The sequence below is a fragment of the Calderihabitans maritimus genome (genome assembly GCF_002207765.1).
In the GTDB taxonomy this organism is placed as follows: domain Bacteria; phylum Bacillota; class KKC1; order Calderihabitantales; family Calderihabitantaceae; genus Calderihabitans; species Calderihabitans maritimus.
Window position 1 is genome coordinate 77965 of record NZ_BDGJ01000215.1, and the last position, 18821, is coordinate 96785.

General features: G+C 40.2%; 12 protein-coding genes. 5 read left to right on the plus strand and 7 right to left on the minus strand.

The window, feature by feature from the left end; translation table 11 throughout:
* Positions 1–414: 414 nt before the first annotated feature.
* The 7 genes from KKC1_RS15495 to KKC1_RS15520 all read right to left on the minus strand — a co-directional run bounded on the left by KKC1_RS15495 (position 415) and on the right by KKC1_RS15520 (position 10949).
* Positions 415–2289, minus strand: coding sequence for a hypothetical protein (locus tag KKC1_RS15495; RefSeq protein WP_088555317.1), 1875 nt, complete (start codon positions 2287–2289; stop codon positions 415–417).
* Positions 2290–5610, minus strand: a complete 3321-nt coding sequence (locus KKC1_RS15500; RefSeq protein WP_088555318.1) for a DEAD/DEAH box helicase — start codon at positions 5608–5610, stop codon at positions 2290–2292. It lies immediately after the preceding gene.
* Between the two features lie 43 nt (positions 5611–5653).
* Positions 5654–7096: a sigma-70 family RNA polymerase sigma factor gene (locus KKC1_RS15505; protein ID WP_088555319.1), complete on the minus strand. Its 1443-nt coding sequence runs from the start codon at positions 7094–7096 to the stop codon at positions 5654–5656.
* 324 nt (positions 7097–7420) lie between these two features.
* On the minus strand, positions 7421–7615 hold the full coding sequence (locus KKC1_RS15905; RefSeq protein ID WP_143288788.1) for a hypothetical protein: 195 nt from the start codon (positions 7613–7615) through the stop codon (positions 7421–7423).
* 943 nt (positions 7616–8558) lie between these two features.
* On the minus strand, positions 8559–8930 hold the full coding sequence (locus KKC1_RS15510) for a hypothetical protein (RefSeq protein ID WP_088555320.1): 372 nt from the start codon (positions 8928–8930) through the stop codon (positions 8559–8561).
* Positions 8931–9205: 275 nt separating this feature from the next.
* Positions 9206–10012: a helix-turn-helix domain-containing protein gene (locus KKC1_RS15515; protein WP_088555321.1), complete on the minus strand. Its 807-nt coding sequence runs from the start codon at positions 10010–10012 to the stop codon at positions 9206–9208.
* Between the two features lie 16 nt (positions 10013–10028).
* Positions 10029–10949, minus strand: coding sequence for an endonuclease NucS domain-containing protein (locus KKC1_RS15520; RefSeq protein WP_192868290.1), 921 nt, complete (start codon positions 10947–10949; stop codon positions 10029–10031).
* Positions 10950–11681: 732 nt separating this feature from the next.
* On the opposite strand from KKC1_RS15520, the gene KKC1_RS15525 reads away from it, so the two are divergent.
* The 5 genes from KKC1_RS15525 to KKC1_RS15545 all read left to right on the plus strand — a co-directional run bounded on the left by KKC1_RS15525 (position 11682) and on the right by KKC1_RS15545 (position 17961).
* Positions 11682–12635: a DUF4238 domain-containing protein gene (locus tag KKC1_RS15525; RefSeq protein WP_088555323.1), complete on the plus strand. Its 954-nt coding sequence runs from the start codon at positions 11682–11684 to the stop codon at positions 12633–12635.
* A gap of 605 nt (positions 12636–13240) precedes the next feature.
* The gene (locus KKC1_RS15530; protein WP_088555324.1) at positions 13241–14470 is read left to right on the plus strand and encodes an nSTAND1 domain-containing NTPase; all 1230 of its coding nucleotides are present in this window, start codon (positions 13241–13243) and stop codon (positions 14468–14470) included.
* Positions 14471–14486: 16 nt separating this feature from the next.
* Entirely contained in the window at positions 14487–15449 is a 963-nt protein-coding gene (locus KKC1_RS15535; protein WP_088555325.1) for a hypothetical protein, read from the plus strand.
* Between the two features lie 236 nt (positions 15450–15685).
* Positions 15686–16582, plus strand: a complete 897-nt coding sequence (locus KKC1_RS15540) for a hypothetical protein (RefSeq protein ID WP_088555326.1) — start codon at positions 15686–15688, stop codon at positions 16580–16582.
* Between the two features lie 134 nt (positions 16583–16716).
* The gene (locus KKC1_RS15545; RefSeq protein ID WP_088555327.1) at positions 16717–17961 is read left to right on the plus strand and encodes an NUDIX domain-containing protein; all 1245 of its coding nucleotides are present in this window, start codon (positions 16717–16719) and stop codon (positions 17959–17961) included.
* The last annotated feature ends 860 nt before the right edge of the window (positions 17962–18821 follow it).

The following is an 18821-nucleotide window of genomic DNA, read 5'->3' on the forward strand; positions in this document are numbered from 1 at the left end:
CTTGGTAAAACCTTTTATTATATCCGTTTTGCTAATAAGCCTGACTGAATCCTGTGACTCTAGGAAACCCGTTCTACCAGTTTACGGTTTACGCTGAATGTCTGGTTTGAAAAAAGGTTATACTCCTAGTTTACAAGGCCGCACGACCCTGCTTTTTATGATGTTATAACCAATCTCAGTTTCCAATTCTGTAATATTTTATCTAGCATATCCGCCTCTTTGAAAAGTTTAGTTTTATGCTAAAAGTACTACTATACCTTCTCCTTTGAGGTCTGTAAGTACCAGGGTCAGAGCATGATCACCGAAAAGCTTTCTTACTATCGGGGCTATCCCCTTTTAAGTTTTAGATTCAACCCCGACTTTGTTGCCCTGTAAGCTCAATTTAAATTATACCAACTTGGCTTTACAATTCATTTATACTTCAAAATACCCAACAATTTGTTTGTTACTCCGCCTATCAATCCCACCGTACAGGTAATTCCGATCCAGATTCCTGTTAAAAGCTGAACAACTGAACTCCGCTATATGCATACATGCGTGACAGGCACCCCTTTCATCTTTGCATATCGGGTCATAAACACAATAATCTCCCTCATCTTTGACTTTATACAGGAGGTTTTGCAGGCTCTGTTCGAATACGGTAAACAGGCCGCCGATAATGAAAGAAGAACGGTTATTGACATAAATCATAAAGGACATAGTTTTGGGAAACAAATACTCGCTTAATGTGTTAACATCAAAACCGCTTAGCATTGTACATTGTCGTAAAACTAAATGAGCAAAGCTATGTAGTAAAGTAAATAAATAAGAAGTAATTTCTCCATTCTTGGTTTCTTTATTAGCTACTTCCCCAAAAAAATCAACTTCTTCCATGTGATTAATAAACCAGGCCTTTATTTCCTGTTCACTTAACTGGGTAACGTCAATATCTACTATCCCGTTCATGGTTAACCATTTTAACACTTGCTTTAGGTCCAATTGAAAATGTAAAGCCTCGGTTTTTGTTGTATCCATATACACGGGATAATGGTATTTATCATTCGCATCTAAAGGAAAACAGTTTAATTTTGCCTGGTTCGGTATACGAGATATCCTTGAGTAGCCAAACGCGGCATAGGTAATGGGCAATTGTTCGATTAGAGTTACATCTTGCAATCCCAGCAACTTCATGGCATTTTTGTATTCGACTACTAAATTATTAACATAATTATCTTGATTTGTCTTCAATAAATTATCCAATGTATAAATCTTAATATCCTGATTGTCATCGACCCGGGTGGTAATTCTGATATACTCGTATAATTCATCACTAACAAATTTTATTTTCTCATCATCTATTTTAAGTAACTGATCTACCCTTTCAATGATTTTCTCTTTTTTACTTTTGGCTTGGTTGTTCTGTATTTGCTGCAATGCACTGTTTATCTGCATCTCAATCTGTTCCTGTGTTAGCCCCATCGTTTCCAGTAAAAGCCTCATTTTTTCTATATTTTCATCTTTCTCATGCGCATCGGAAAGCACAGATAAAAGGCTTTGATTGCCATAATCAAATAATTTTAAGTAGGCTGCTGCCACGATCTTGCCGTAAGTAACTTCATCTTCATATTTTTTTTCACGGCTGTTGTCTTTTAAATTGATCATGGTAATGCAATGCGGATAATACGTTAATGATCGATTATGGTTAACAATGGTCATCCTTGGTTTAGGGTCCTCTTTGCAGTTACAATGTTGAAACAGCCTTGTCCTATGGTTGCATCCGGGCACCCGGCATCGCCATTCGTAATATGTAATTTGCATGCTGCCATGCCTTTCAAGCATGATATGTTCATCGCCGTGCACCGGGCACTTGCGCATCCAAATTGGATCCATCCTACCGCATTCGTGAACGGCCACCAAATCGATTTGTTCCAGTGCGGAACCGCATTTGACACAGCGAATTAACTCCCTTTCGGTATGCAAATCATAAAACTGGTGAACTTTTTTGCACTTTGTATTAGAACACTCAAAAATAAGTGGGAATAACCGTCCCTGCACCTGCTGGATGCTTGCAAAATAAAAACTATTTAAAGACAAGTTACTGGGAAAATCCCTGTTGGCTTCGTCCCATCTGTAGATATAACGAATGATTTTATTGGTAATGTAAAAAATGTCGGTATTTTCCTTGTTAACGGGCTTGGATATAACATCCTTAACCATGAAAATGTAAGGCTCATCTTCGTAGTCAAATGTTTTCCCGGGCAGGTAACTGTATAAAACCTGTGTCTTTCCTCTATACATCGGTTTACTCATTTATTTCCGTCCCCTTCTGTACCTCATTTTCGACAAGAATTCGTTGGAAAGAATGTCTTTAGATATGGGAATCTGTTCATCTATATCCCGCAAGCTGGTCATTGGCGAATACCCAAATATCTTCTCGAGCTGTTCCGTGCTCTTTTCATACTTGGGATTAATAAAATGCATATATATTAATTCCAGCCCGATTCTTATTTCTTTAGCAAAATGTTTGGTGTGTGGATCGTTTTCCGTTATTCCGTAAGCATCTCTGAGACAACGATACACCTCTTCTTTGGGAATATATCCCTTGGCCAGTGCCTCCCGGAGCCCTTCACTGAACCACATATTTTTGGCTATTTTGTGCCTGATGCGCGGTTGAAAGTACTGTAAAACAAGACCCATAAATAACCCCGGCAATGTTTTTTGCACGCTAAACTTAGACCAGCGGTTAATGGGCACTGGTTCCACTAAACGGTCGCTGAACTCATTAAATTTGCTAAAATAATTAAAATATGCAATATCCCTTTCCCGGCCTGGACTGAAGCACACAAAGCAAATGCCCACATGCGTACGCCCTACCCGGCTGCTTGATTGGATATATTCGGCTACATGCGGCGGCATACCGTGAAAAATCATAAAATTTAATCTTTCCACATCAACACCGTGGCTGATTAAACTGGTGGCAATAACAGCATCAATTTGCTTTTCCCTTTCTTCCGGCGGATTTTCTAGAACCTCCAGCGTATTACGAATTTTGGCAAAGGAAGAGTCACCCGTAAGCTCTACGGACTGGATTGGCTCGTAGCCGTTTTCCACAAGATACCCGTTAATTTGATTGGAATCAATCATGCGGCTGATGGAAGAACCGGCGTCTTTTGAGTTTACATATACCAGGGATGTTTCATAATCACGTAAAAAAGCAGCCAATTCTTCTTTTGTCTGTACAGTTTGCAAACCAATTTTATTTATATAAAATTCCGGATCTTTTTTGATCTCCTGGATCACCATGTGAAATGTTTTTAATAGTTCCTGGGTTGCCGTCAGGTGTGTTTTATTATGCGGCATTACCCCCACAAACAATCTACCGATGTATTCTTTTTCCTCGGCATAAAAGGAACGCCCACGTTCATATCCTGCCACCGGGAATCTTCTGGGTTTCTTGTTATATAAATGCTGGATTTGGTTTTCGTATTTCTCTATGGTGGCCGTTGCCGCAATTATCTTGTATTTTTTCCCGCCGGAAGTCTTGTCCTGCAACATTTGGATAAAACCTTCGTAGTGGGAGGCAAAGGTACCGAAGCTTTCTTTTAACAAGTGCAGCTCATCTTGTATCACGAGCGAAGGAGCGCCGTCATATAAACAAGCCGGCTCTTTCGGCAGCTGGCATCTGGGATCTTCCGTGCATTCGCCGCAACTCATGTACCCATGATATGAACATTTTTCATTGACATTACCGAGTAAATGGGTAAATCTTCTTTGCATGCCAATGGAAGCAACCTTATCTACCGTACCAACCAACATGGTTGGCAGGTAGCGAAAAATTTCCTGGTCGACAATATACAAGGGCAGCGTCTTTTCAGAACAACTTTCATTGGTACACCTGTGTTCAAGACGCATTTTGTGCTCATCAAAAAAAATAATTACCGAATTATGCTGGCAAAAAGGACACTTTTCAATCATCTTGTAGCGATCAAAGTAGTTTTCATATTCGATATTTAACTTTTTCATGTGTTCCGTTATTCTATTTGGTGTGTTATGCCCGCCAGCAAAGTAACCCACGGAAAATGGTTCCATGCCATCTTTAGATAAATCAGGATGTCTTCTGCGTATTAATTCCGCCTTTGCGTATACTTCGACTATTCTTTGGAACTGCTGTAAACTTAGCAGGCGCAGTGGGAATCGAATCCATGAAGACACACCCGCATTTTTCCCGCGCAGCCGGTCAAAAAATGCCTGAAAAACAGCAAGGCCAAGGTAGCTTTCTGTTTTGCCCCCTCCTGTGGGGAACCATAAAACATCTACCGTGTCGCATCCGTTGTTTTCGTATTCTGGATATTCCCTGCCCACTAAATCCGGAATAATGGAAACAATAAATACAATTTGAAACATTCTCCAACTTTTATGAGGGCGTTTCCTAAGTTTATCTACCTCATAAAAAGCTTCATTCATCAAACAAAATGCTTTTTTAACCAGCGGAATTTTCTCTATAGTGTTTATTCCTTTTTCAAATCGCTCTCTTTCCTTTTGAAAAGCCAAGAAATCCCTTTTACGCCATTCCAATTCCTCAACCGTAATTTGCTTTTTCCATATTTCTATCTGTTTCTCCCACTGTTCCTCATACGTTTTCATAGCGTCTAAAATTTGTCGTAATACCGGTTCCGGTTTGGTCATTAACTTTTTATATTCGGGCACCACCGTATTGGTCGTAACATATCTTTTTTGTTTATACAGCGGGCAATGGTAGGTGCGCATTTTTTGCTTATTTTCCATTACCACAAAGCAATTGTACCCAATACCGTAATACTCCCTTTCATAACGATAATCTTTGGGCAGCTGATAAAATTGAAAAGGATAAAATTTAGTATTTTTAAGTTTAAGTTCCAAACTACAGTCAAAAAGGAAAGGTTCCGTAAATCTTCTGGAACTGTCTTCTGTATTGTTAATTAAATAGAATTTAATTCTCCCGATTTGTTCAGCGTACCTATGATATTTTAGATGCACTACAGGCTGCCAGCAAGTGAGCACTTTTTCATCCGGTATTCTATTAATCAGGTCAAAATATTCCCTTTCGGTTTTAATTTCCTGAAAGTGTTTCTTTTTGGTACCCTTTCTTAACGCCCAGGGGTCATTGAGTATAATTCTATGGCATTTCGCTATTTCTTGGCGCAAAACTTCGTTGATTTTTTCTTCGGCTAGTTTCAAGGTTCTTAAGTCCGTGACGTTGATGGCAATTTCTTCGGTAACCGTACAGTTAATTTTTTTATAAGCGTTGGGCAAATCCACATACTCGTCTTTAACACAATACTCAAACGCTGGATAAAAACTATAGAATACGGAAAAAGCTATCTTAACTTTGCATTTTATCGTTTTGTCCTGCGGCACTTCCAGCAGCGCTTCAATCCCTATACTAGAAGGATTTAGTTTACTGGTGTAAGTTTCTTCTTCATAAAATTCGTTATCAATATCTACGTCTTGATTTTTAGGGGCCAAGTTTCCTATAAAATACCTTTCGCTTGGCTTGTCATATATACATATTTCATCAGAACGGCCTGAATTGCGGTTAATTATTTCATTGATAATAAATTCAGATAGTTTTTCTTCATCGTAAACTCGCAAGATTATCACCCTCGTATATGTAAATTAACAATTTAGACCTTTATCAACTTTTTATCCAATCAACTAAACGGTTCCGTCTAGAAGGATGACGTAGTTTTCTAATAGCCTTGACTTCTATTTGGCGAATTCTTTCCCTGGTTACGCCATATATTTGTCCTATCTGCTCCAGTGTCATAGGTTCTCGGTTGTGAAGACCAAAACGTAATGTGATAATATTGGACTCCCGATCTGTTAATGAACGTAAAACATTATTAATTTCTTCAGCTAAAATATTTGCCATAACTTGCTCCTCAACTCCTTCGTAATCTGCGATGGCAATTAGTTCTTTTAATGTTGAATCGTCGTCTTCTGTTGCTGGAGCGTCAAGGGAAGGAAAACTGTTCATATATTTTTCTATATAAATTAGGTATTGCTCTAGCTGTTCTTCGTTCATTCCCAAAGCATTTGCTAAATCATGAACTGTGGGATCACGTTGGTTTTCATATATAAAACGATTAATTTCTCTTTTAATTTTATTGCAAGTTTCCAACACATGAACTGGGAGGCGTATTAAACGGGCTTTATCTGCAATTGACCTGGTAATAGCTTGTGTAATCCACCAAGTAGCATAAGTGGAAAACTTGTACCCTTTTCGGTAGTCAAACTTATTAGCCGCCTTCATTAGACCTATTATTCCTTCTGAAACAAGATCATCCAATCCCAATATTCCGGATTGATTACAATATCTTTTAGCGATGCTTATTACCAAGCGAATGTTAGACAGGATAAGTTTATTTTTTGCTTCTTTATCACCTGCTGCCATTCTTTCAGCCAACTCATATTCTTCTTTTGGGGTTAAGACCGGGTAATTTCTAATATCCTTCATCAACAAGGATATAACATCCTTAATAGAAACGACGGCTTGTAAAGAGCTATCATCGTATTCCAATTCCTGATCATTAGCCGAGTATCTCATATCGGACGTAGTAAGCACGTCATCATCCGTCGCAGGTAAAAATGCAGCATTTTTTAAAACTTCTTTGTTAATAACTTTTGCGCCGATTTTCTCCAGTGTTTCCACTATTTTTCTTATTTTTTCATAATCAATTTCGCTATTTATTTCTAGGTAATCTTCCATGATATTAAAAACATCGATAGGCAAGTTTTGATTAACTTTCAATAGATATTTTTGCACAAAATTATTGTACAGTGTAACAGCTTGATTTTTGCAAGACGAAAGCATATTTGATGAAATGTGGTTGTTGCCGGAAGGGTTATTAGCCATATTTTGTTTATATAAAGCACTTTTGTCAATAACCTTCCCGCCAATTTTTTCAATACTCAAAATAAAACGTTCTATCATGTCATAATCAATGGTTTCATCAATCTGTAAAAAATCCTCGATAATTTCCTTTACACTAATAGACTGTTTCTGATTTACTTTTGATAGATATTTTTTTACAAGCTTTTTTACACGCTTATAATAAACATCTTTGCTTTTCCCCATAGCAACTCGCCTCAATATAATGCAACAGAACTAATAGAATACAACGCCTAATTAATAGTTGGTTATAACGCTATTCATAAAATGTAATAACAAGCCGTCTCTTTTCATGATCATTAATTTTGTATTTATCTTAAAAAGACTATAAAAACATTTCATTGTTTTACTAATTCTCCCAACATTCTGCAGAATCCTGCCCTTTTTTTCATAAGTTCTAGGACAGCATCTGCTTCATGCTACTGGGTTAGGGTAAAATAAGCTTGGGTAGAATCAACTGATTCCTAGATGGGAGGATTCCAGCAGAAAAAATAAAAGAACCTCCAATAGTTAACCGACCAAGCTTACCAGGAGGTTCTTCTTGCCGTTTATCTCTAACCGACCCGCAATTCTGGGATGGATGAACACATCATCAATAGCTTGGGGGACCTGCTTCGTCACGAAATCTCCGCTAACAAACCCAAAAACCTCGGGGTATCGTTCACGGTCATAAACCACATGTAGCACTTCGTGGCCGACTACCATATCATCGGCCCGAGGGGGGCAAGATAAGTGGTGACAGACCTTCTGTCAGAGGGGGTTCGCATTATGCCTCCTCGGTTCGTTGGAGATTGTTTGAATTAGTCATCTTGGCCCATGACACGGGATGCGCAGGGTCAAGACCGTTGGCCAGGTTGACTAGTTCTGAAATTGCATCTGACTAACGACGCCCACAAAACTCAAATCTAACCGGTAACCTACCCCTTCCCCGTCAATCTTGCGGAACAGGTTGTTCCGCTATTCGTTTAGGGCTTGTGTAGTGCCCTTGTCACCATTCCGTCCTATATATTCGCCAAGTTCCACCAGTGTTGTTCATTCCAGTAACGCCGTGCCGCACCCAACGTGTTAGGCAGAACGAAAACCGCCGATGCCCCGACTCTTTCGGCTATAATCCGTATTTCACGTGACGACCCAGGAATTCCATGGTAGCCCACTTCCCATTAAAGGCGATACCTATGAAGACACTTTCTCCAGCCACCTCCAGAAACCCCCGATTTCAAAGAACTCCTTGCTTAAGGTACTGTCATTTCCGGAGGTACTTTTCACGAGATCGATGAGGCCAATACCGTATTTCAGCAGGCTTCTGTACTCTTGGTTCTAGCTGGCGAGGGGTCAGGTCAACCCGATGGAGTACCGCCCAGAAATGGTTACCCCGCCCGGCATAATACGGCCTAATATTTTACAGATTCAGTTAGTCCATAGACTGTCAATTTTCTTGCCTACACTTTGCCGCTTCTTCCTTAACGTGGTTTTCCATGGCAAGCGTTTTTTCCAAATCATCTTAGTTGGCCTAGGACCTAATACATTAACACCAACTCCTTTTTGGCAGCCTGTTCGACGGCAATGACGGTGGGACACAGTAAGCACCACAGTTACCGCTATTTCACCCTTGAACCAATCTATAACAAAATCCTACCTGTTCCTTTATTTATATCACAAACGGTTCTACCTCCTGTAATGCAACCAATACCTCGTCACGCTCTTGACCAGAAACTGGTTTCCAATCCAAGATACGGGGCCAAGTGCCGGGGTAGTTCTTCGGTCTCGCATGGCTTTTCCACTGCCGATTTGCTTTGGTCAAGTCTGTACATATCACTCTAGGGGTTTCAACCCCTGTTGACGCAGTTAACGCCACTACATACACCTTTGTTATTCGCAGCTCTCTATACACTATCTCCCATGGCACGCTATAAAAGTGGGCATTGGGCCGCTTCTGAAGACGAATGAATACCCCTTTATCCCGATCCACCCAGCCTATACACTTTTTATCGCCCTCTCTATAATACGGTGACAACTTCATATATTACCCTCCCCTTTTTACTTTAGGTCAAGTTTAACTTTGTTTAAAAAATCCATGGACAAACCGCATTTATCAGGAGCTGGAAAACCCGAAGGCACTGAACAGTCCCCTTATCGGCGGAACTAACCATCGTTTGGACAACGCTTTTTGCTCCCGAAGGTAAAAAAGCTGTCGAGCAGGTGCCCTCGCGGTTACCCCTCTCGTAATCTAATTGATACGGTGGGGCTTACCTGTTAGCTAAGGCTCTTCTAACTAGAAATAGGACTGCTTTGTCTTCACGAATCACCTGAGTGTTCATTGAAATCTTCAAGTAATGGACCGAACAAGAACCATTTCTCTATTTCTTCTAATCTCTTTTCATCTCCATTTATAATCGTTGCCGTCACAAGGGCCATCCTTAACAACCGTAAATCATTTATGTCAGGATCTTTGCCGAATAGAGTTTTATACTCTTGTTCGATTAGCGGAATCGGCATTTTGAACCAATCTTTGGACGCCAACTGCTGGAAGCTAAACCTCATCTTTGGAGGTAATTCAAATATCTTGTCTGAAAGTCTCAGCTTTCCTCGTTTCTGCTTGATTTCGTTCAAAGTAGGTGAAAGCAACCCCACATCTTCCAATAGATTTTCACAAGCGAGGACTGGAAATAGTTCGCACCAAAAACCCGTTCCCTCCTTGACGCCCATGAATCGTTTCAGGTCCGCCTGGGAAGAAAAGTTTACTAACTCCTTATCGGAAACAAACCTGTAATCAGCTAAAATACTTCCGTCCCGGTCAGACCAAACGAACACAACCCCCATAGGAATATGATCGTCTGCTTTTTGCTCGTGAGACGCATTGTAGATATACCTCGCGACAGCATCTACAGGTATCAGCCATTTCCGCCCAAGTTTTCTGGCAAATATCTTTCCTTCACGAGTATATTCGCGTACAGTAATTGGACTCAGTCGTAATGCTTTCGCTACATCCTCTACCAAATAGTGTTCCTGGCTTTCAGTTTGAGGTCCGCCAATCTCTCCCCAATCCTCCAGCATGGCCTGAACTTCAGGGTCAAGAGAATTAAACCACTCTAAGTGTTTCATTGTTCTATCACCTCAATTACTTTGGCCGGTAACGTTGGAGTAATGAATTCATTCGTTCAACAAATTTATATATGTAGGGAAGTATATTTTTTACAGCACCATCTGAATCGGTCCATTCAATTCCCGGTAGTCGGTAGATGCAGTGTACTCCCTTCCGCCTGTGATTCGATATTTTTGTCCAGCTTTTCAAGCCTTCCTTAACCAAATTATGGTTCCCGATACCGTCCTTAACGGGACACCCCAGAGTATCGGCAACTTCTTCAGATAAGCTTCGTAAAGTTTCTTGGAAGGCTTGGCGCCTTTGAGAATTTTCCTGATCTAAATCAACCACAAACGCACAACGAAAGCCATCTTCGACTTCTGTAGAGAAATCAAAAAGGAAATAGTCGTTCCTATCCCACAGCATGATCAACCGATCGCGGGACTCTGGACTATGATTAAACTCAATATCCGGAAACTCATCACGCAGATCCTCACACAGTTTATGAAGTATCTTTAATTTAGCATCGTTTATTTCTGGTGGGATTGCAGAACGTCTTACTTTCGATGAATGAGGACCTATATTATTTTTTCGAAGTTTTTCCTTCCATTCGGGGCGAAGAGCAATTAACGAATCTCTATCAATCTTTATGAATTCAAAACCACGTCTTGCAAGAAGTTCCGGGATCCCTGGTTTTGCATCAACGGCTGCCAGGACAAAACGGGACTTACCACGATCCCCTTTTCGCACTACTTCGTACTGCTCAACTTGTATAACGGCCCGCTTTCCAGCAATCCATTTGACCTCAACATACACTTTCCTCCCTTTGATATCCTCGTATAGAAGATCACAGCGCAGGCCCTGTCCTATCGGGACTTCTTGTTGTAAAAAACGCAAGCCAGGCTCTATCAATTCTGGATTGTCCCGAAGAACCTTGTGCAGCTCACTTTCATACATTTTCATCGCCTCCTAGTTATCATTGTTTCATCGTTATAATTGTATCATTGTTTGTGAATCTTGTAAAGGTTAAGTTATTTTTGGGTATCCTTTTTGCCTTTTTCTTGCACCTGTATGGATTTTCATCGGTCGTCAGAACAATTTTTCTTACAGACTGGCCATTGTCAATAGCCTTCTTTTGAGGAAAAATTAAGAGGCTGGCCGCAGAACCAAGAGTGCTGCCGAGAGCTGGTAGTTACTGCCAGCCACGTAAGCCGAAAACAGGGTGATTACGTCCTTTGCTTCTCCTACTACGACCTCCACGAACTGATTGACATTCAGCCCAGCGGTGGGACCTATATTTACTCCTACAGCGAGGCCTTCAATGAGGAAATGCACATGGACTTAGACCGATCCTCGAATAGAAAACAAGTCAATATATCAGCAGGTGTTATATCACCGTGTAACCCTGCCTCTATATCACTAAAGAAATATGCTGACAAGCTGGGATGTCACTATACTGATAAATCAACAAGTCCAAATATCAATATTTTTTCCTCGCGCCGCTCAATTGTCAAAAAAAATCAGCGGCGCGACTTCTCACGCCGCCCGCGTTTCCGACTAGTTAATATTAACTCTTCCCAAGTATGAAATCATATCCATAAAAAAAGGAAAAAGGAATTATTAGGAAGAAAACTAAGAAATAGACGTTAACAAATAGTAGATAAACAATATTGATGGAGAGGGAAAGTCATGACAAAACATCATTTTATTCCTCGGTCTTACCTGGCCGGTTTCACCACATCAGGAAAAAAAGATGATAGGCTTTGGGTATTGGACCAGGAAACAGGTAAACAATGGCCAGGAAAACCTAATACCGTAGCATTTCAGCACGATTTGTATATCATTGAAAATGCAGATGATAAAGAAATACCGCCGAATGCGCTTGAACAAGAATTTGGAAATACTATCGAAAATAAAGTAGCCCCTATTATTAAAGAAATAACTATTAAAGGTCGTTTACCAGTTGGTGAAGAGTTTGTGGAACTTATGAAGTTTATAGCTTTGCTTTTTGCTAGAACCCCAAGCCATCGCGAAACCTTAGAAAAGCCCCTAAAGGAAGTAGGTGAATTGATACTACATGAAATCCTGGCAACTCCAGAACGTTATAAAAATACTATAGAAAAAATGCGTAAGGATGGTTTTGAAATTAATGAAGAAGCAGGCTATGAGGACATGAAAGCATTTATAAGAAACGGCAATTATGATATTTGTGTTAACCAGAATTTTTACTTAAAATTATTACTTCATTCAGCTAACATAATCGCTCCCCTACTTATGGAAAGAAAATGGTCTTTGGTCATTACCGATGATAAATTTGGTGGCTTTATTTGTTCAGATAATCCGGTCTCTCTCGTATGGACAGTTCCGATGCCGCCGTTTTACAGTCCCGGTTTTGGGATGCTTAATACTGAAATTACCGTGCCTTTGAGTAAGAATTTTGCTCTAATTGGACGTTTTGAAGGAGAAGCCCAAGTAGGTCTAGCTACAAAAAAGACAGTAGCGTCAATTAACAGTCGTACAGGTATGTATTCAAAACGTTTCGTGTACTCTGCTAAGAAAGACTTTATCTGGATAAACAAAAACGGTCAGATAAGTACCACGGCTGATTTAATTAAAGCTATACAAAAGAAAATAAGTAGGTAACATAATCTAACACTCTTCCGATTTTTAAACCCCCTAGGGTGATCGTGATGAAGAAGAAACCCCGGGAGTAGGCCCCTCTAAACGGCTCCGCTTCGCTCCGGCCCAACCTTACCTGTCCTCGGGTGAAGGGGTGGGAGTTGTTCAATATGCAGATGGCGCCGTACGGGTTTGTGGCGGAAGAGGGGAAGCGGTATGTGGTTAGGTAAGGACTTTCTTCCTGTTTAACTTAATCCCAACAATGCTATTCCAAGGAAAACAATCATAGAAAACTACTACCAACAACCGGTAGTAGTTTTTGCTTTATTATGGGGTTTCGACAAACTTAGACGACCTTAGCCAAAAGGGGTGGTGTAAAATTTAAGCAGCTTGGAGTTTCATCGAAACGGCCGTCAATAGCCTGGTTAAACAGTACGGCACCGTGGTAAATATGAGCGCCAAGCTAATCAGTTTGCGGCGGAGCTGCTTCTCGGAGAGGACAAGCCTGCCTACAGGGAGAGTATTGAGGATTATACGAAGCGGAAGCAAGTGCCGATGGAGCTGGTGAGGGTGTGGGTATCGTGTTATAGAAACTTGCATTTAAAATAAAGAAGGAGGGTTTCAAGAATATGAATGACATTTACCAAAAAAGACTGCCAATATTAAATAGCGTTTTTACGCCTGCATCACCAATTGAAGATCAAAGAATATTCGCTGGCCGCTCTGAACAAATTAACGCCATTATTGAATTGGCTTACGAAAGAGGTATGCAAGGGGTCATATACGGCGAAAGAGGCGTTGGGAAAACCTCTTTAGCCAACATAGTAAATCTGATTCTTTCCAATGCAGGTCTTCTTACAGCAAAAGTAAGTTGCGATAGTACAGATAATTATACCAGTTTATGGAAGAAAGTACTCTCTAATCTTTCTATTGACTATAGCGTAACTGAAAAATACATAGGTTTTACCAGTTCGGAAACGACAACTAACAAAAAAATCCCGGTATCCCTGTTCATTGAGGAAGAAACTATTTCACCTGGAAACGTAGTTACTGCACTTAAATTGATTTATGAACAACTCAATAGTTCAATATTAATCATCCTTGATGAGTTTGATAGACTAGGGTCGGACTTTAATCGTTTAGTTTTTGCCGATACTTTAAAAAACATTGCTGACAACTTTCCAAAAATTCATATTCTTATAGTCGGTGTAGCTGAAACAATAACAGAACTAATAGGGGAACACGCTTCAATAGAAAGAAACATTAAGCAAATTTATCTTCCAAGCATGTCATCTGAGGAAATCGCCGAAATTATTTCAAATGGTTTGAAGCACTTAGAAATGACAATGGATGAAAAAGTAATTAAAAAAATAATAGAGTTTTCTTCTGGGTATCCACATTATACACATTTGTTATGTTTAAATTCTTGCAAAACAGCGCTTAGAAATGGAAGTTCCCATGTTTCGCTTAGTGATTTTGATAATGCAATTAGAATTTCAGTGAAAGAAATCCATGAAAGTCTAAGGTCAAGCTATCAAAAGGCTACATTAGCTACTAAGCCTAACATTTACAAAGAGGTTCTGTGGGCATGTGCTTTAGCAGAAACTGATGAACACGGTACTTTTCAGGCGGTAGATTTAGAAGAACCATTGAGTAAGATCTTGGGACGGGATGTCAAAGTTAATCACTTCACTTATCATTTGGGGAAATTCACCTCTGAAGAGAGAGGTGAGATCTTAACTACTGTTTCCGTCGGAAATCGAACAAGATATAAGTTCAAAAACCCTCTTATGAAGGCTTTTGTAAAACTTAACATGTATCTATTTAGCCCCCTAACTGATTTGGACAAAGAGTCTTAAAAAGAGGTGTTTTGTTATGAGAGCAGGGAAAGAAGTTGCTTTCGGTTTATTAGAAAATGGCCTAGATTTTATTCGTTCTGCAATTCACCATTTAATGGATGAACCTGATAAAACTGACTTAAAATATGGCATCTTGCATTTATGTGCCGGTGTTGAATTGGTAATGAAATATAGGTTATCTAAAGAGCACTGGTCCCTTTTGTTTCAGAAGGTTGACTCAGCAACAAAATCTGCCTTTGAAAGAGGAGATTTTGTTAGTGTTAGCTTTAATACTTGTCTAGAAAGACTTAAATGTATTTGCTCCATAGAGTTTGACAAAAAGATCTCGAGTCAGCTTGAACATTTACGGAAAAGGCGTAATAGACTGGAGCATTTTGGAATACTTGATTCAACATCTGCTCTAAAAGCCTCTCTTTTAGGCGTCCTTAATTTCATAGTAGATTTTATTGACGAACACATAGATGGCAACGATTTAGATGGAACTGAGAAAGAAATCATAGAGACCATTAGAGCAAGCTTGGGAGACTTTGAGGATTTCATAAAACACAGGTGGAAAGTTATTGAGGATCAAATCGAATCTGCCCGAAAAGAAACTTGTGTTACATTTTGTCCTACTTGCTACCAAGATGCCTTAGTTGTTGATGACGGGGCGAAATGCTTGTTTTGCGGTTTTGCAGGGGAAGGGGAAGGTGAAGAAGTGGCACGTGCTTTTGTATCTAACATACTTGGAATTAACGAATACAGATGTGTTAAGGAAGGTGGAGAATTCCCCATCTATGTCTGTCCAGAATGCGGTTTAAACTCACTTGTTCACCCAGTAGATGATGAAGATCTAGAAAGCTGGTTTTGCTTCTCATGTGGATTTGAGTGGGACGAGTCTGAGATCGCATTTTGCACTGGTTGCGGGACCCCATATGTAAAAACTGAAGGTGATACAGAACTTTGTAGCATTTGCGTAGAACATCATTTGTCTGACTAAAAGTGAAGCAACAACTATATTAGTAACAGTTAAAACTCTCTTGGAAAAGAGATTTCTCCGCATTTATAGCAATTAGGTAGTAGTTTTGATTTATACGGGGGATTCGACATATTACGGCAAATAAAAACGAAACCCGTGTCCTTAAAAAATGCCATAAAAGACTAAGGGTTATGGCAATGAAAGTAGCAAACCCAGCCTCATCATAGCCTACATTAGGCTCAAAGGGGGTGAAAGTATTGCGAGCTTTAAAAGTGCTGCTGGCTTTAATATTATCCATCTTGCTGATAGTAAACGTGGTTGTTGGGCTAGTGTGTTATGACCTAAAGCAAACCGTTTTACAACCAGGCTTCTATCAAAAAGTACTGGATGAAAATGCGTTCTATGCTACCATTCTTAACACCCTGTCAGTCATGGTTGATAAACAATTAGCAGAAGTAACGGAAAAGTACCGGGAGCGGATAAAGGCAGGGCTTGAGCAGGGTTTAAATGAAGCATGGCTGAAAGAGCAGATTTCGTCGGCAATTACAGGGCTGATTAAGTATCTCAATGAAGAAACTCCTGTGCTATCCATGCCCATTTCCCTCACAGAAGTCAAAGAACCGGTGATCAAGGCAATGACTGAAGGGCTTTCTCCTCGGGAAGCCATTCAGGCTGAAGCCATGGTAAAGAAATTGAACGAAATGGTGCCCGATCAGTTAGACGCGGCAAAATTATCTGATAATGTTGACCTGACCCGCACAATGAAAACGGTTGCTATGGTACGAAAGATCCCGGGAATTTCTTTAGGTTTAAGCATTTTTATAGTGCTACTGCTGTGGTTCCTGGGAGGATTTCGGCTTGCTGCCCTCCGTTGGCCAGGGAGTTCCCTGCTACTTGCGGGAGCTCTGGGCGTGGCTATTGCTGTTTTGGGCTCAGACACAAGCACGGCTATGCTAACCAGTGTAGCCATGCCGGATGTGCCCGCAGAATTAATACCAGCAGGCATTCCTGCCCTGCTTGAAAGCATGTTTCGTGAGGTTACCAAAGGCTTGATGGTGAACGCAGGGGTAGTGGCGCTAGTAGGGGTAATAATGATTATGGTTGCTTTCTTGTTCGGCTCCGGGAAAGAATCCTCAGTCTCTGGTTCGTCTTGAATTCACCACATCTAACGGGCAAGTCCTTGCTTTAATTCGCATTTATTTTAACGCTATCGCTTGTCGCCGTTTCCGTTGGATGTGGTGATCCTTATTACACTGGGGTAAATGAAGAAAAGTTGAGGTGAGCACCAATGCCTAATCCAGATCCCTATACCTACTTCCAGGTAGGCTCCTTATATAAACGCAAAGACATCCATGACCTCTTCGGCGGTCAGCGCCAGGGCGGTATTAGTACCCCTTCTCGCTACCCCGTTATTTTCCTTTTTTCCAGCAAGCGCGGTAAAGAGTTTGGTTACCAGGACGGTTGGAAAGATGACGGCTTATATTACTACACTGGTGAAGGACAAGTTGGGGACATGACCTTCACACGAGGTAACCTAGCCATAAAAAACCACTTAAAAGACGGTAAGGACCTCTTTCTTTTTGAAACTGAAGGGGACCTACGCCGTTTCATAGGTAGAATGAGCCTTGTCGGCTATGAGGAAGTTACCATACCTGATATAAAAGGTAACCTAAGGAAAGGGATACTTTTCAAGCTAATCCCCCAAGATGCCAGTATAGAACCCGAACCCCTCCCGTACCCTGAAAAATACGAAAAACCTGAGAAAAGAAGCTTCCACGACCTACGACAAGCAGCATTTAACGCGATTAAAGCCGATGGCAACGTTGCAGACAGCCGAGAAGCCAAGGCCAGATATTATTTCAGAAGTAATATCATTGCCTCCTACGTTAGAAACAGAGCCTACGGCTTTTGTGAGGCCTGCGGGAAGTTTGCTCCTTTTAATACAACCAACGGCCAGCCGTACCTTGAACCCCATCACATTAGGAGAAGATCCGATGGAGGGCCTGACAGGCCAGAATTTATGATTGCCCTTTGCCCTAACTGTCATCGGAAAGCTCACCACGGAGCCGACCAAAAGAAATTTAATCAGGCGCTTTTACAAAAAGCTCAGTGGATAGAACGATCTCTGTTTAATAGCACACTTAAGTATGTGACAGCTGCCCTAACTATTGATAATGAAGGCCGGATTCTTATAGCAAGAAGACCAACAAAGGGTGTTTTAGGCGACCACTGGGAATTTCCGGGTGGGAAGTTTGAGGAGAATGAAACATTAGAAGAGTGCCTGAAGCGTGAGCTTAAGGAAGAGTTAAACCTCACCGTGGAAATTGAACGCCCATTTATGCTAGTTGACCACGATTATGAGAAATTTCAAATTAGGCTTTTTACATATATCTGCAAGCCAATGAATAGTAATTTAAAGCTAAATGAGCATTCAAAGTATGTCTGGATCAAACTGAAAAACCTAAAAAACTATAAGTTTACTGGTGCAGATAAAAGGTTGATTGAAATTATGCTAGCACACACTTCATTATAAAGCAGGTTACAAAGGGGGGGGATTTCAAAATGTCAAAAGAAAAACTGCCTCAAAATATCCAAGAATTGATCATGGATATTGGAGAAAAACGGTTTTATTCCGACTTTTTCTCCTAGTTAAAGATACCAAGTGGGAGGTTTACAAAAGCGTTGGAGACAAGGGATGTGATATAGTTCTCATTAACGCAACAAATAACCAAAAAGTAAAAGTAGAAGTGAAGACTAGGCAGCGACTTTATACCACTAGCAATCACAAATCATTTCATTTTACGATAACCGAAAGCGAATACAACGGTTGCGATTTCTTGATCGCTTATTGGTTTGAGAAACAGTATTTCTTTGTAGTACCCAAAGAGGAACTTGTCAAGACAAGTAGTTATAACAAAATTTTATATAGATTTACAGTATATGAAAAGAGCGATGGAACATTAAAAGACACTTGCAAAAAATATTTAGATAAATGGGATTTATTAATGAATAAGCTGCAGTGATTAATTATCAGGGAAATCTCCCCCATGCGCAAACTCTATGTTTTGTTGCTGTTTATATTATTGCTTGCCTTTTTGAGTCATAAGATAACGCACCTCGTTCTTCATAGTGACATTTTATCACGATACTCTACAAGCATATCACAAAATAAAATTGTTTGATATAATAAAAGCAATACTTCCACCACAAAGGCAGGTTGATTTTTATGCCTTTTTTACTTATGCTGCTTTTACTCCTTTTATTCTTCCCCTATCTTGTGGTACCGTTTCTTATTTTCCATGTAATAGGCTTTTTGTTTTTAATTCCTTATGTACTCATTTTCAATTCTTTTTTCAACGTGATTACGATACCATGGCAGATTTTAAAAATAGC

Bases quoted from the DNA above. Each gene is read 5' to 3' on its own strand.
- KKC1_RS15520 (WP_192868290.1), bottom strand. From the start codon at position 10,949: ATGTATGAAAGTGAGCTGCACAAGGTTCTTCGGGACAATCCAGAATTG.
- KKC1_RS15535 (WP_088555325.1), top strand. From the start codon at position 14,487: ATGAGAGCAGGGAAAGAAGTTGCTTTCGGTTTATTAGAAAATGGCCTA.
- KKC1_RS15515 (WP_088555321.1), bottom strand. From the start codon at position 10,012: ATGAAACACTTAGAGTGGTTTAATTCTCTTGACCCTGAAGTTCAGGCC.
- KKC1_RS15525 (WP_088555323.1), top strand. From the start codon at position 11,682: ATGACAAAACATCATTTTATTCCTCGGTCTTACCTGGCCGGTTTCACC.
- KKC1_RS15545 (WP_088555327.1), top strand. From the start codon at position 16,717: ATGCCTAATCCAGATCCCTATACCTACTTCCAGGTAGGCTCCTTATAT.
- KKC1_RS15505 (WP_088555319.1), bottom strand. From the start codon at position 7,096: ATGGGGAAAAGCAAAGATGTTTATTATAAGCGTGTAAAAAAGCTTGTA.
- KKC1_RS15530 (WP_088555324.1), top strand. From the start codon at position 13,241: ATGAATGACATTTACCAAAAAAGACTGCCAATATTAAATAGCGTTTTT.
- KKC1_RS15905 (WP_143288788.1), bottom strand. From the start codon at position 7,615: ATGGTAGTCGGCCACGAAGTGCTACATGTGGTTTATGACCGTGAACGA.
- KKC1_RS15495 (WP_088555317.1), bottom strand. From the start codon at position 2,289: ATGAGTAAACCGATGTATAGAGGAAAGACACAGGTTTTATACAGTTAC.
- KKC1_RS15510 (WP_088555320.1), bottom strand. From the start codon at position 8,930: ATGAAGTTGTCACCGTATTATAGAGAGGGCGATAAAAAGTGTATAGGC.